Below are 14,449 nucleotides of genomic sequence, written 5' to 3' on the forward strand. Positions count from 1 at the left end.
ATAAGGCGTCCATGAATGACGAAACCGCTCCAACGAATAAAAGTCAGGATAAAGCCGAGCTTCGCCGCGGCTGGACCACTGGCGCCTGCGCAACCGCTGCCACCAAGGCCGCATTGACAGCGCTCATTACCGGAGAATTTCCCGACCCTGTCGGCATAATTCTGCCCAAAGGCGAAGTGCCTTATTTCCAGCTCGCCTATGAGGGACTGGGCGAAGGCTATGCGATGGCAGGCATCGTCAAGGATGCTGGCGACGATCCCGACGTGACCCATGGCGCCACGATCATCTCAACGGTATTCCCCGCCCCGCCTGGAACCGGCATCGTCTTTCGCGCCGGCGAAGGGGTTGGAACAGTTACGCGGCCCGGCTTGCAAATTCCTCCGGGCGAAGCTGCCATCAATCCGGTTCCGCGCCGCATGATGACAGAAATCTGCGAGCAGATTTGCGCGGAATATGGCCTGCCCGCCGATCTCGTCATTACGATATCGGTGCCTGGCGGCGAAGAGATTGCCAAGAAGACCTGGAACCCGCGCCTCGGTATCGTCGGCGGCATTTCCATTCTCGGCACCACGGGTGTGGTTCATCCGTTTTCCTGCTCGGCCTGGATTCATTCGATCCATCGCGGCATCGATGTTGCGCGCGCTGCCGGTCAAAAACACGTCCTCGGGGCGACCGGTTCGACGTCCGAGGATGCCGCGCAGGCGCTCTATGATCTGCCGGATTTTGCCATTCTCGACATGGGCGATTTCGCAGGCGGTGTGCTCAAATATCTGCGTGACCACCCCATCGACAAACTCACGATTGCAGGCGGCTTTGCCAAGCTGACAAAGCTTGCGCAAGGTGCGCTCGATCTTCATTCTTCACGGTCGCAAGTGGATAAAAGCTTCCTCTGGGCCATCGCCGAAAAGGCTGGTGCGCCGGAAAGCATGAAGGATCAGATTCTCTTTGCGAACACTGCCCTGGAAGTGCTTGAACTGACTCGATCAATTGGCGTCGACATAGCCACGCCAATCGCGCTCAAGGCAAAGGAAACAGCGCTCGAAACCCTTCGCGGCGCGCCTGTGGAAGTCGAGATTATCGTGACCGACCGCAGTGGAAATATCCTTGCGCGCGTCTGACCCCAGGATACTCATTCTCGGTGGAACGACCGAGGCAGCCGCACTTGCAACAGCCTTTGCGGAGCTGCCCGTCAATGCCATTACCTCGCTTGCCGGACGCACCAGCAATCCGGCCGAACTGACCGGAACAGTTCGAAGCGGCGGCTTCGGAGGCATTGACGGCCTTGCCGCCTATCTCGATAGCGAAGGGATCAATCTCATTATCGATGCGACCCATCCCTATGCTGCACGCATCTCGCAAAATGCGGCTCAGGCGGCAAGCAAGCGCGGCATACCATTGGTGAGGCTGGAGCGCCCCGCCTGGGAGGAAAAGCCGGGAGATCATTGGATCTATATTTCCGATGAAGCAGAAGCGGCGAGCGCCATCCCATCCGGCGAGCGCGTGTTTCTGGCCCTCGGTCGCCAGCATATCGCCCCTTTTGCGAAGCGTGCCGATGTTCATTTCATCATTCGCATGATCGATCCGCCGGACGTGGCGTTGCCACAGGATTGCGAGATCGTTCTGGCAAGACCCGGCGACTACACTGCGGAAAAGCATTTCCTGGAAAGCCGCCGGATCGGGCTGATCGTCAGCCGCAATTCAGGCGGCACCATTTCCTATGCAAAAATCGAAGCTGCCCGCACGCTTGGACTCCCGGTCATGATGATTTCCCGTCCACCGGTTGTGGCCAAAAATATCGTCGCCTCGCCAGAAGATGCAATCATATTCGCCCGCGCGGCGCTAGGCTTTTGAACGCGCCACGTGGCTATGCGCTTCATGATAAAGCGCTGAATCGCGAAAGTTTTTAGTGTCCAGTCCGCGCCCGACAAAAATCATTGCTGTGCGTTTCAACCCGGATGCGGCCACCTTCTCCGCTATATCCGACAACGTACCGCGTAGAATCTGTTCGTCAGGCCATCCAACGCGATAGGCGATAACCACCGGACAATCAGCACCGTAAAGAGGTGTCAGATCGGCCTCGATTTTGCTGAGGTTTCGGATGGAAAGATGAATCACCAGCGTCGCCCCCGACCGCCCGAGCGTGGAAAGGTCTTCGCCTTCAGGCATGGCAGACGATTTCATCGAGGTGCGGGTCAGGATGATGGTCTGATTGATCTCCGGAATGGTCAGTTCCTGTTTCATGGCAGCGGCAGCCGCCGCAAAAGCAGGCACACCTGGCGTCACGTCATAAGGGATGCCGAGGCTGTCCAGACGGCGCATCTGTTCGGCCATCGCGCCATAGATCGACGGATCGCCGGAATGCACTCGCGCAACGTCGAAACCTTGCGCATGTGCGGCTTCCATTTCAGCAATGATCTCATCAAGGGTCAGCGATGAACTGTCGACTAGACGCGCATCCTTCGGCGCTCCGGCAACAATCTCTTTCGGTACCAGCGATCCTGCATAGATACAGACAGGACATTGCTCGATCAGGCGCAGACCGCGCACGGTGATAAGGTCCGCCGCGCCGGGACCGGCTCCAATGAAATGAACAGTCACGATTTTCCCTTCCTGAACCGCGGACTTGACTTTCCATGACGTGGAAAGTCAATCCGTTTCCGGCAAAAGCTCTTCGATATCGTTGAAGATCGACTGCCATTCTTCGTCCGTCAGTTCGAAGAAATTGAAACTGCGCAGCAGGAAGGCGCCTTCGTTGGCTATAAAGGCCAGCCGAGCCTTGCATCCTTCCGGCGTAGAGACATCAAGTCCATCCCATTGCTTGCGATACCAGAGACGGGTTTCATCCAGATACTCGGTATTGGGAATGAGACTGGTCATCATGGCCGCAAAGCGCGAGTCATCTTCGGCATCGCTTTCGCGGGTCACACGAATATGGGCCGCGATATGAGAAAGCGCGTCCATCCGGCCCTGCTTTTTCTTGTCGACCTGTGCGTCGAAACGGTCACCCCACCGCCCGATCATCGCTTTCAAAAGTCCGTCCTTATTGCCGAAGCAATACTGAACGCCTCCCTTGGTCACACCGGAAGCCTGTGCGACGGCGTCCATCGTCAGGGCCGCCAGCCCACCTTCAGCGACGAGCTTTTCAGCCATATCGAGCACATGGTCGCGGTCGATTGAACGCGGCCTGCCCATTTTGTACAAATTATTACTTTCCATACAGACGGATTTATATTAAGTGAGCCCTCCTCGCAAGTTTGAATACAGGCGTATTGAAAAGGTGCTATCCAATGTTGCCGAAAAATCGCTGGCTGGTTCTGACTATAGTTTCCAGCGCGTTGTTCCTGATCGTCGTGGACATGACGGTGCTTTACACGGCGCTGCCCCGCCTTACTCACGATCTGGCAGCCAGCGCTTCGGAAAAGCTCTGGATCATGAACATCTATCCGCTCGTCGTCGCAGGTCTCCTGCCCGGCCTCGGCACGCTCGGCGACAAGGTCGGCCACAAGCGCATGTTCATGTCTGGACTGGCAGTCTTCGGGCTTGCCTCCTTCTGCGCGGCTTACTCGCCCAACCCCGAATTCCTTATTGCCGCCCGCGCATTTCTCGCTTGCGGTGCAGCCATGATGATGCCCGCGACGCTCTCCATCATCCGGCTGACATTCACCGATGACAAGGAACGCTCGCTGGCGATCGGCATATGGGCGGCTATTGCATCAGGCGGTGCCGCTATCGGCCCGGTGGCGGGCGGCATTCTGCTCGAATACTTCTGGTGGGGATCGGTGTTTCTCATCAATGTGCCCGTCGTGCTGGTCGCGCTGGCACTCTCCGTCTTCACACTCGAAAACCGTCCGCTTGGTTCAAAACGCAAATGGGACCTGATTGGCTCGATCCAGATCATGATCGGATTGATTGCACTCACCTATGCCGCGAAGGAGCTTGCAAAGCGCGATGCATCAATGACCATATTCGCGACCGCCCTGGCTGTCGGATTGGTTGCGTCATTCGTCTTTGTGCGCAGGCAGCTCACAAGCAAAGCCCCGTTGATCGACTTCTCCCTGTTCAGCAACAGGTTGTTTTCGACGGGGGTTTTCGCAGCTCTCGTGGCGTCCGGTTCAATGACGGGGATGGAACTCGTCTTCAGCCAGCGCATGCAACTGATTGAAGGCATGACACCCTTGCATGCCGGATTGTCGATCTTGCCTATTCCTCTGGCTGCCTTCGTTGCAGGTCCGCTCGCTGGCATCATGCTGCCGCGACTTGGTGCGGGCAAACTCCTGTGGTCGTCGCTGGGGATCACGGCGCTTGGCGTGATTATCTATATCCTGACCTATAAAACTTCAGCGTCATTCTATCTGGCCGGGCTTGCAATTCTGGGTTTCGGCGTCGGTGCAGCGATGACAGGTGCGTCGTCCGCGATCATGACCAATGCCCCTGCTGAAAAGGCAGGCATGGCGGCTTCGGTTGAGGAAGTTTCCTATGAACTCGGCAACGCCCTTGGGGTCACGGTTTTCGGAAGCATCTTGTCAGTCTTCTATACGGCAAGCCTTGTAATTCCCGAAGGTGCAGGCATTCCGGCAATCGTACGCGACAGTCTGGACGAAGCACTTCTGGCGGCTCAATCGCTACCGCCAGCCGACGCACAACTCCTGACAGCATTGGCATCGACAGCTTTTGAAAATGCTTATGTTGCCGTGATTGTAGCGACCGCAGCTCTGCTCTCGGTCGCTACGCTCGTGGCCTACATTGTTCAGCGACGTAAGACCAATACCGCATAATCCGAAGTCAGCTCCGGGCGACAGCCAAAGCAGCGGTTGCCCGGCCTGATACGGTTTTTCCGACTGCAAGAAAACCATTCGCTCCGGTCGCCGCTAGCGCCGCCGCTTCGGCTACACCATGACATCCCACAGAACGAAAAACAGCTTCAGATGGATTGTTAAGACGCGGAGTTTCCTTTTCCAGCCGCTCAGCATCGAAGAAACAAAGTGCACACTCAAAATGCGCCGCAAGCTCGGTCCAGACCGGCTCGCCGCGCTTGGTGCTCAGGGTCGCTATGGCATCAGGCTGTAAACAGGAACCTTGTGACAGCACTTGGCTGGCCAAAACCACCAGCTCATCAAGTGTCACGCCCAACGAACCGCCCACACCAAGGACCGTATTGAAGTTTCTAGAACCCACAGGGCGACGACTGACGCGCTTTGTGCAACTCTTCCGGCTTCACGCCGAGCGTATCGGCAATGCGCTGGATCATCGTCGCCTCGGAACGATCCAGCCGATTATCGGAACATGCAATCTTTACGAGGTCACTAAGCAGTGCCAGACGACGTTCGGGCGCCATCTCCGCCAACATGTTGGCTGCTTGCTTGGTTGTCGTCTCGTAGGCAAAATCCTTGAGATATTCGGCCACTTCCGGAAGCTCTTCCGGCGGAATGCCGAAATTCTTTTCGGCAATTTCCTTGAACGCGGCTATTTCAGCCGGATGCTGGTCGCCATCGGCAAACACTACATGCAATAGCAAAAGTAATTCAGAAGCGAGCGCCGGATCGTCGGCCACACGCTGCACGGCGCTCTTCTTGCTGAGAAAAGCGGTAATCCGCTCAAAAATGCTCTCGCTCATGGAACCCCTCGAAGCTATCGGTCAGTGTATAATGAATAACGCCGGATGAGCCGGAAAACAATCTCGCTCAACGAACTGGCTTTCTTCGCAGATTATCCTTGTTCGACTGGCATTCGCGGAACGGCTGCTCTATGTTGCGCCAACCTCTCCTTTAGGCTCCCCCGATGCTTGAATTCTTTGACACGCTTACCCTGCTCCTGACGGCTGCGGCATTTATTGCCGGGATCATCGATTCCATCGCTGGCGGCGGCGGAATGATTACAATCCCCGCCTTGCTGCTGGCCGGAATTCCACCCGTCGAAGCGCTGGGCACGAACAAGCTGCAGGGGCTATTCGGTTCGTCATCGGCAACCATCGCCTATGCCCGCAAAGGGCACGTGGACATCAAACAACACTGGCCGGAAGCGCTTGCCTCCCTCATCGGCTCGGTATTCGGCGCTTTGCTGGCAACGGTTCTCCCTGTCGACATCATGCGCGCAGCCCTGCCTATCCTGCTCATCGCGATTGCGGTCTATTTTGCCGTCAAGCCGAGCCTCGGTGATGTCGACCGCGCGCGACGTATCGGCCCGTTTCTATTCGGTATCACCCTTGTTCCGCTGATCGGTTTCTATGACGGTCTCTTCGGCCCCGGGACTGGTTCGTTCTTCATGCTTGCTTTCGTGGCACTGGCCGGTTTCGGCGTGCTGAAAGCCACCGCACACACGAAGCTCCTCAACTGCGCATCCAATATCGGCGGCTTTGCAACCTTCGCCGCTGTCGGAGTCATCAACTGGAAGATCGGCATCTGCATGGGCATCGCCCAGTTCATTGGCGCACAGATCGGCGCAAGCCTCGCCATGAAGGTTGGCTCGCGCATCATCAAACCGCTTTTGATCGTTGTCAGCCTGGCGCTGGCAGTTCGCCTTCTGATGGACGGAACCAATCCACTTCGCCAGTGGGTCGGCTTCTAGAGCGCGTTTCGATCTGATTGTATCAGATCAGCGCTCTAAATATTTGTTTTGGGCCGCGCATCTTTTCCGAAAACCGTTTCACACTTTTCGGGATGCGCTCTAAACCCGAAGCGCGACCAGCACCACGCCACAGCCGATCAACACAATACCGAACCAGTTGATGGTGGACATGCGCTCGCCAAGGAATGCCGCGCCGAACAGTGCCACCAGCACAACCGACAATTTATCTATCGGCGCGACGCGCGATGCATCCCCGATCTGCAAGGCCCGAAAATAGGCAAGCCACGACGCGCCGGTCGCCAGACCTGAAAGCACCAGAAACAGCCACGATCTTCCGGAAATCTCGCCGGGTTTCTGCCATTGGCCGGTAACAGTCAAGAACAGGCACAGCGCACCAATAATGACCAGCGTGCGCACAAGCGTGGCGAAATCCGAATTGATGCCTTGAATACCTATCTTGGCGAAGATTGCCGTCAGTGCAGCAAACACTGCCGACATCAGTGCCCAGAATTGCCAACTAGCTATCATTGAAGCATTTCCAGCAAAAGTGTGAAACGGTTTGCGCAGGATAATGCGCAAAAGAAAAACTAGAACTCAATGCCCTTCTGTGCCTTCACACCGGAGCGGAATGGATGCTTTATCATCTCCATTTCGGTCACGAGGTCAGCCGCTTCAATCAACTCGTCCTTGGCATTGCGGCCAGTGATGATGACATGCTTCATCTCCGGCTTGGCCCTGAGAACTTCGATCACTTCCTCGACCGGCAGATAATCATAACGAAGCACGATATTAAGCTCGTCGCAGAGCACCATATCGTAGCTTTCATCCAATATCATGGCCTTGGCTTGCTCCCATGCGCCACGTGCCATGGCGATGTCTCGCGTGCGATCCTGTGTTTCCCACGTAAAGCCTTCGCCCAGCGCTGAAATCGTCACCTGTTCAGGGAATTTTTCGAGCACCCAGCGCTCGCCCGTGTCCCACGAGCCCTTGACGAACTGCACCACGCCGATCTTCATTCCATGGCCCAGCGCGCGGAAAACCATCCCGAAACCGGCGGTCGACTTGCCCTTGCCCTTGCCAGTATGGACGATCACCAGCCCTTTCTCTTCAGTCTTTGTTGCCTGAATCTTATCGCGGGCAGCTTTTTTCTTGCGCATCTTGTCCGCATGGCGTGCATTCAGCTCCTCTTCCGTCATCGAAAGAAGTTTTTCCGATTTCTCAGCCATTTACCGCCCTTTCCGGATTCAATTTTTGAAGATTTGAACTCAATGTTTCCAGCTCGAACCGCGCAGAGTTGGAGCGAGGCGTCCAGAAACCACGCACGATGGCATCGTTGAGTTTCGCTGCCGTCTCGGCAAGTGCTGCCGGGTTTTTCTCGGCCATGAAATCATGCACCGACTTGTCAGCGATATAAGCCTGATAGACCGCCTCGAAATGATGGTTTCCAACCTTGCCGGTGGTCGCCGCAAAGGCAAACAGATAGTCGACAGTGGCCGCAATTTCTGCCGCCCCCTTATAGCCGTGGCGCATGACGCCTGCGATCCACTTCGGATTGGCTGCGCGCCCACGTACGACGCGCGAAAGCTCTTCCTCCAGTGCCCGGATCACCGGCTTTTCCGGGCGGGAATGATCGTTGTGATAGACCGAAGGCATTGCGCCGCTCAAGCTTTCAACGGTCGCAGCCATCCCACCTTCGAACTGGTAGTAGTCATCGCTATCGAGAAGGTCGTGCTCACGATTGTCCTGATTTTGCACAACAGCCTGAACCGAACGCAGACGCTCCTCAAGAAGACCGCGTTCTGCCTGCCCTTCCTCGCCTGCACCATAGGCGTAACCGCCCCAGACAAGCCACGCTTCCGCCAGATCGTTGCGTCCGGCCCAGCCGTTCTCATCGATCAGGGCCTGCAGGCCTGCGCCATAAGCGCCGGGTTTGGACCCGAAGACACGATAACCCGCACGGCGCTCTGCTGTCTTTTCGTCTGCTCCGTCTGCAACAAGGCGCGCCTGCTCAATCCGCATGCGTGCTGCGATTGGATTGTCTTCGGCATCCTCATCAAGAGCGCCGACTGCGCGCACGGCCTTGTCGAACAGTGCAATCTGCTCTGGAAATGCGTCGCGGAAAAAGCCGGAAATGCGCAATGTCACATCGACCCGTGGACGGCCAAGCTTTGCAATCGGAACAATTTCGTATCCCGTTACCCGGCGTGACGCCATATCCCAGACAGGCTTGACACCGATCAGCGCCAGGGCCTGCGCAATATCGTCGCCGCCGGTGCGCATATTCGACGTACCCCATGCGGTCAGGCCGAACGATGTCGGCCATTCACCATGATCCTGCGTGTAACGGGTAATCAGGAGTTCCGCAGATTTGCGTCCAAGTTCCCATGCTGCGGGAGTGGGAACGGCGCGACTATCGGTGGAGAAAAAATTCCGACCGGTTGGCAGTACATCGGGACGGCCACGCGTTGGCGCACCGGATGGTCCCGGCGGCACAAACCGCCCGCCAAGTGCCGCAAGAAAACCATCTATCTCCGAAGGCCCGCAGGAAACCACCATGGGACGCAGATGCCCCTCGATGGATTGGAGAACCGCCTGCGTCTGCGGCCAGTCTGCGGGGCACTCTATCGCGCCTGCAACGAAGCTGGCTGCCAGCAATTCGATACGCTCCACCGTATCGCCCGCAATACGCCATGTTGCAGGGCTCGCAGCCCGCAAGAGATCAGGTTTATTACCCGTCCACGCCTCTGCCATATTGCAGTCAAGGGGATCGAATGTTTCGCCAAGCCCGCAATCCGCGGCGATTGCACGCTGGAGACTTTGATCGCCCGGCGCACCGCCAAGCGACACCGGCACGCCACGCGGCACACGTGCCAACGCAACCAGAAGATCGGTCAGCAGCCTGCCTTCAGGCGCCAGCCCGAAAATATGCAAACCGTCGCGGATTTGCATTTCCTTGAGATCGCACAGATAGGCGTCGAGCTTTTGCAGCGCCATGTCTTCATCGTCGTGGTCGTGAATACCTGCATCGCGATCAAGCCCGATGTCGCGCACGAGATCGAGTATCTGCCCTTTCAGCCTCAGCAGGCGGCGCGGATCGACGCCGGAGGCCTCGTAATATTCGTCCACCAGCGCTTCAAGGTCTTTCAGCGGCCCATAACTTTCAGCGCGCGTCAGCGGCGGCGTCAGGTGGTCGATAATAACCGCGCTGGCGCGACGCTTGGCTTGCGTGCCTTCGCCCGGATCATTCACGATGAAAGGATAGATGTGCGGTGTAGGACCGAACACGGCTTCGGGATAGCAGTTTTCGGACAGCGCAAGCGCCTTCCCTGGCAGCCATTCCAGATTTCCATGCTTGCCCATATGCACAATGGCATCGATACCTGCGACCTCACGCAGAAAAGCGTAGAATGCAATGTAGCCGTGCGGCGGCACCAGATCAGGCGAGTGATAAGTCTCTTTCGGATCGATGTTGTAACCGCGTGCGGGCTGAATACCCACGAAGGTTTCACCCAGCCGCATCAACGGCAATGCGAAAGCGACAAGCTCCTGCGCAAAATAAGGGTCATTTTCCGGCGCCCCCCAGTGGCCTTCGATTTCCTTCTGAATCGCTATGGGAAGTCTTTCGAAGAAAGCCTTGTATTGATTCAGTGAAATCGTTTCGCGTATCTCGCGCCCGTCACGCGCAGCGTTGGTCGGACCTGCCGTCAAGGCACGCATCAATGCATCACCGTCCACGGGCAGGTCAGCGACCGGATAACCGTCCTTCGCCATGGCGTGGAGTACCTCGACCGTTCCGGCGGGCGTATCGAGCCCTACCCCGTTTCCAAGCCGTCCGTCACGGTTCGGATAATTCGCGAGGATAAGCGCAACACGTCTTTCATCAGGTGATTTCCGCTTCAAACACACCCAGTTTGCAGCAAGTTGCGCCACAAAGCCCACGCGGTTTTCATGCGGCTCGTGTGTCACGATATTCGCTTCCACTGCCGCATCAAACTGCTTTGCAGACTTGAAGGACACGGCACGCGAAAGCACACGCCCGTCCACTTCGGGCAAAGCGACATTCATCGCCAGATCGCGCGCCAGAAGCCCTTGCTGCGAGCTTTCCCAAACCGCCTTCGGCGTGCCGGAGAAAATCACCTGCAACACCATATTGCCGCGCTTATCGAGGACAGTCGGCTTGCGCTCCGCCCCCGGCGAAGAAATTGCAAATCCCGTGGCGTTCAAAACGATATCCGGCGGACAATCCTCGAACAGGCCGTCGACGACCGCCGCAGACAATCGATCCTTGAGGCTCGAAACGAATATCGGAAGCGGATTGAGGCCTTTTGCCTGCAAAGCGGCAATCAGCGCATCGACGGGCTGCGTCTGTCCGCTTTGCACCAGCGCCCGATAAAAAATAATACCCGCGACAGGTGCCTTTGCATCATTCCAATGCGTGCGAATGCTGTCTGGCGAGGAGACATGCTCTCCCGGCCACCACAGACCAGCCTTAAGCAGAGGTGCTGCACTTTCCGGCTTCTCGGAACCTGCGATCAGCGCAGCGCAATAGCGAAGGAATGCACCGGTATTCGCAGCCCCGCCCTCGATCAGATACTGCCAGAGTTCATTTCGCTCGTGGACAGAGATCGTCGAAAACCGGTCCAGCCCATGATCCGGCTTGTCGTCTCCCGGCAATACGGCAATCTTGATACCGTGACTGACGGCACAGGCATGCAGCGCTTCCAGCCCGTAGGGCCAGTATGTCTCGCCGCCAATGATGCGCACCACGATAAGGCTCGCATATCTGGCAGTACGCTCCACATAAGCGTCCACCGACATGGGATGGGTGAGGCTCAGGAAATTGGCCAGCCGCAAGCTTGGCAAATCCGGCGCAAGTCTATGTGCCTGCGCCAGACTGGCCAGTTCGGTATCGGCTGCGGAAAGGAACAATATTTCTCCCGGCGTCTGGCCGAGATCGACGGCTTCATTGCCGTCGCTGATTGTTCCTTTCTGGGCAAGAAGAAGATGCATCGGTCAGACAGCGTCTTTCACGGCCTTGGCGATGGCTGCTTCATCGATGTCATGCAGCCCGATCACGACCAGTCGCGTGGAGCGCGCTTCATCCTTGCCCCATGGACGGTCGAAATAATGCTCGATGCGTGGGCCGACCGCCTGCACGACCAGACGCATCGGCTTGCCCGGCACATCGACAAAGCCTTTCAGGCGAAGAATATCGTGTTCCGCAATGACCGCTTTCAGCTTTTCCGTGAACAGCTTGGGATCGCCCACAGAGTCCGCTTCGACTACGAAGCTCTCGAACTCGTCATGATCGTGCTCATGTCCATCTGCATGATGGATTTCATGGTGGGATTTGCGGTTGGCGATGTCGTCTTCAGTGCCAACGCCAAGGCCGAGCAAAACGTCAGCTCCAAGTTTGCCAAAGCTCGCAGGAACCATATTCACCCTGCGCGACGAACGCTCGGCCACATCGGCCTTAACGCCGTCAAGCATCGAGGCGTCAATCAGATCGGCTTTGTTGAGAACAATCAGATCGGCAGCATGAATCTGATCCTCAAAAAGTTCCTCTAAGGGGCTTTCATGGTCAAGAGATTCATCCGCTGCGCGCTGTGCATCCACCTTGTCGAGGTCATCGGCAAAACGACCTTCGGCAACGGCTGCCGCATCAATCACGGTTACCACACCGTCGACGGTTACCTGCGTCTTGATTTCCGGCCAGTTGAATGCGGCGACGAGTGGCTGCGGCAATGCCAGGCCGGAGGTCTCGATCACAATATGATCTGGACGATCAGCGCGATCCAGAAGCTTGGTCATGGTCGGGATGAAATCATCGGCAACGGTGCAGCAGATGCAACCATTATTGAGTTCAATCACATCTTCTTCACGGCATGCTTCGATACCGCAACCTTTCAGAATACCGCCATCGACACCGAGATCGCCGAACTCATTGATAATCAACGCGATGCGTTTTCCGTCAGCGTTTTCCAGCAGGTTGCGGATCATCGTCGTTTTGCCCGATCCGAGAAAACCCGTGATGACTGTTGCGGGAATTTTCTGTCCCTGCATCGATTTATCCCTTCATCTTGAGCGGCAGCCCTGCCGCCATGAAATAAACTTCATCCGCAACCGCGGCCACTGCCTGGTGCAGAAAGCCTGCATGATCGCGAAATTCCCGTGCCATGCGATTTTCCGGCACGATCCCTAGTCCAACTTCGTTCGAAACAAAAACAACAGGCCCGGCAAGATCCGGCAGCATAGCAACAAGACTTGCCGTCTCTGTTGCTATATCGCGCTCGGCCATCATCAGATTGGTCAGCCACAGGGTCAAACAATCGACCAGCACGAACCGATCCGCAGCAACATGCAATGTTAGTGTGCCAATGAGATCGAGCGGCTCCTCTACCGTCTGCCATTCTGAACCACGGCGGTCGCGGTGAATGGTTATGCGGCTTTCCATTTCCTTGTCGAAGGCGCGTCCTGTTGCCAGATAGAGCGGTTGAAGCCCCGAGGACGCAACCATCTTCTCGGCATAGGACGACTTGCCCGAACGGGCTCCGCCAAGGACCAGAACCGATTTTCCCGGCGAAGCCATTTTCATCAGCCCTCAATCTCGGACGATGCATAGTGCTGGATGAACCAGCCGAGTGCGAGGCCGATCACCGCCCACATGAACAGGTTCGTCGCCAGCGATGCGACTGCATATTGCGAAGCAAGCAGTGATGGAATCGGCGACGAGATGTCTTCCGGATGCGGTGCACCATAGAGATGTGGAGCCACGATCAACACCAGACCGAGGATTTTTGCCCAGATTTCCTGGCGCAACACGATGAGATAGAGCCCCAGACCGCTCAGCACCACGGTTGCAATCCACCAGAGCTGACGTTCGGCCAGATCAGCCGCAGGCATTGCCGGCAATTCCGGTGACAAACCCAACGCGGGCAGAAAAGCGACAGCAAAAAAGCCCGCGACGCCCCAATAAATGCCATTCTGTACCGTAATGCGGCGCCCTAGAAGCAAGGCCACGCCACCAAGCAGCAAGGCAAACCCCGCTCCCGCTACGAGATTGGCAAGGATCGTATTGCCCAATCGCCCAAAAGGCAGTTCGGCGCCTTCTTCTTCAGCATCTGCGGCAGCGGCACCGTGATCATGCGGCGTGGCTTCCGCCTCGCCATGGCTGTGGCCCCCACCAGCATCTTCATAGACTTCGGCTTGCAGGATCAAAGGCACTGTCTTCAAATACATGGCGGGGGTAACCAGCAGCCCGGCCAGAAGACCGGCAGCAAGTGTCGCCAACAAATAACGGATCAACATTTCTGTCCCTCAATAGCAATTTCGCGCCGATGGCCGTCCGCCATCGAGCCTTGCTCAGCTTCAATTCTCAAAAGGATTAGGCTGCTCAGTGGCAGGGAAAACCATAAGAATGGCGCGTATCGTGCGCTGAATCGTGCAGCGTATCGGAATGGGCAAGCCCTACGCCGTAGATCAGGAACGCACCGAGAAGCAGTGAAACCACAGCCGTGCCCAGACGAGCAGCGAGCGGCATTGCGAGTGTGCTGGAAACAGAATCTTGAGTACGTGCAGCCATGACAACCTCCGTGCAGGCAGCAGGGAAAGACCTCCCATGGGGTTCAGGCTCTATGCCCTCACGCAACAGGCAGGTCTCCTGGCTCACGGGTCGCGGGGATTGAAGCTACCTTCCCAGAAGCCGTTAATGCTTCCAGTGGTTACCGGCTGCCCGGCTTGCCTCATCCCTCACCGCTCTACAGTCGCGGGGTCGGCTGCGATAAAGACGCCCGGATTGGGTCCGTCCGTCGCATTCCCTTTTTGGTATCGCCGGGATTCGTCCCGGCAAAGACCTGTTGCATGGTTTTGACACTAGGCTTTCGCC

General features: G+C 56.9%; 15 protein-coding genes and 1 riboswitch. Of the genes, 4 read left to right on the top strand and 11 right to left on the bottom strand.

Annotated elements, in window-relative coordinates:
* Window positions 1–11: 11 nt before the first annotated feature.
* Window positions 12–1,118, top strand: coding sequence for a cobalt-precorrin-5B (C(1))-methyltransferase (locus F9K91_RS11525; RefSeq protein ID WP_151677834.1), 1,107 nt, complete (start codon window positions 12–14; stop codon window positions 1,116–1,118).
* On the top strand, window positions 1,105–1,851 hold the full coding sequence (locus F9K91_RS11530) for a cobalt-precorrin-6A reductase (protein WP_151677835.1): 747 nt from the start codon (window positions 1,105–1,107) through the stop codon (window positions 1,849–1,851). Before F9K91_RS11525 ends, F9K91_RS11530 begins: the two co-directional genes overlap by 14 nt.
* Here the strand turns inward: F9K91_RS11530 and cobM are convergent.
* Window positions 1,840–2,598, bottom strand: a complete 759-nt coding sequence (gene cobM, locus F9K91_RS11535) for a precorrin-4 C(11)-methyltransferase (protein ID WP_151677836.1) — start codon at window positions 2,596–2,598, stop codon at window positions 1,840–1,842. The two genes, F9K91_RS11530 and cobM, sit on opposite strands and share 12 nt — an antisense overlap.
* 48 nt (window positions 2,599–2,646) lie before the next feature.
* Window positions 2,647–3,192, bottom strand: a complete 546-nt coding sequence (locus F9K91_RS11540) for a TetR/AcrR family transcriptional regulator (RefSeq protein WP_235912927.1) — start codon at window positions 3,190–3,192, stop codon at window positions 2,647–2,649.
* A 95-nt stretch (window positions 3,193–3,287) separates the two neighbouring features.
* On the opposite strand from F9K91_RS11540, the gene F9K91_RS11545 reads away from it, so the two are divergent.
* Complete coding sequence (locus tag F9K91_RS11545) at window positions 3,288–4,775, top strand: MFS transporter (protein WP_151677838.1); 1,488 nt, start codon at window positions 3,288–3,290, stop codon at window positions 4,773–4,775.
* A gap of 7 nt (window positions 4,776–4,782) precedes the next feature.
* Here F9K91_RS11545 and F9K91_RS11550 read toward each other — a convergent pair whose 3' ends face one another.
* Together F9K91_RS11550 and F9K91_RS11555 are read right to left on the bottom strand one after the other, a co-directional pair.
* Window positions 4,783–5,175, bottom strand: a complete 393-nt coding sequence (locus F9K91_RS11550; protein WP_151677839.1) for a cobalamin biosynthesis protein — start codon at window positions 5,173–5,175, stop codon at window positions 4,783–4,785.
* Complete coding sequence (locus tag F9K91_RS11555; protein ID WP_061346103.1) at window positions 5,165–5,614, bottom strand: tellurite resistance TerB family protein; 450 nt, start codon at window positions 5,612–5,614, stop codon at window positions 5,165–5,167. The genes F9K91_RS11550 and F9K91_RS11555 overlap by 11 nt, the downstream gene beginning before the upstream one ends.
* Before the next feature lie 164 nt (window positions 5,615–5,778).
* Between F9K91_RS11555 and F9K91_RS11560 the strand changes: the two genes are divergently transcribed.
* On the top strand, window positions 5,779–6,564 hold the full coding sequence (locus tag F9K91_RS11560; RefSeq protein ID WP_061346102.1) for a TSUP family transporter: 786 nt from the start codon (window positions 5,779–5,781) through the stop codon (window positions 6,562–6,564).
* Between the two features lie 99 nt (window positions 6,565–6,663).
* Here the strand turns inward: F9K91_RS11560 and F9K91_RS11565 are convergent, their stop codons facing one another.
* From F9K91_RS11565 to F9K91_RS11595, 7 genes are all read right to left on the bottom strand, one after another.
* Window positions 6,664–7,092, bottom strand: coding sequence for an EamA family transporter (locus tag F9K91_RS11565; RefSeq protein WP_151555736.1), 429 nt, complete (start codon window positions 7,090–7,092; stop codon window positions 6,664–6,666).
* A 59-nt stretch (window positions 7,093–7,151) separates the two neighbouring features.
* Complete coding sequence (gene cobO / locus F9K91_RS11570; protein ID WP_151555735.1) at window positions 7,152–7,790, bottom strand: cob(I)yrinic acid a,c-diamide adenosyltransferase; 639 nt, start codon at window positions 7,788–7,790, stop codon at window positions 7,152–7,154.
* Window positions 7,783–11,574: a cobaltochelatase subunit CobN gene (gene cobN, locus F9K91_RS11575; protein WP_151677840.1), complete on the bottom strand. Its 3,792-nt coding sequence runs from the start codon at window positions 11,572–11,574 to the stop codon at window positions 7,783–7,785. The genes cobO and cobN overlap by 8 nt, the downstream gene beginning before the upstream one ends.
* A gap of 3 nt (window positions 11,575–11,577) precedes the next feature.
* A complete protein-coding gene (cobW, locus tag F9K91_RS11580; protein WP_151677841.1) occupies window positions 11,578–12,627 on the bottom strand; it encodes a cobalamin biosynthesis protein CobW in 1,050 nt (349 codons plus the stop codon).
* Window positions 12,628–12,631: 4 nt separating this feature from the next.
* Window positions 12,632–13,153, bottom strand: coding sequence for a bifunctional adenosylcobinamide kinase/adenosylcobinamide-phosphate guanylyltransferase (cobU, locus tag F9K91_RS11585; protein WP_151677883.1), 522 nt, complete (start codon window positions 13,151–13,153; stop codon window positions 12,632–12,634).
* Window positions 13,154–13,158: 5 nt separating this feature from the next.
* Entirely contained in the window at window positions 13,159–13,872 is a 714-nt protein-coding gene (locus tag F9K91_RS11590) for a CbtA family protein (RefSeq protein ID WP_151555732.1), read from the bottom strand.
* A gap of 85 nt (window positions 13,873–13,957) precedes the next feature.
* Complete coding sequence (locus tag F9K91_RS11595) at window positions 13,958–14,146, bottom strand: CbtB domain-containing protein (protein ID WP_061346096.1); 189 nt, start codon at window positions 14,144–14,146, stop codon at window positions 13,958–13,960.
* Between the two features lie 51 nt (window positions 14,147–14,197).
* Window positions 14,198–14,436, bottom strand: a riboswitch (cobalamin riboswitch).
* Between the last annotated feature and the right edge of the window lie 13 nt (window positions 14,437–14,449).

Origin of the sequence: Brucella tritici (assembly GCF_008932295.1) — a bacterium.
Taxonomy (GTDB): Bacteria; Pseudomonadota; Alphaproteobacteria; order Rhizobiales; family Rhizobiaceae; genus Brucella; species Brucella tritici.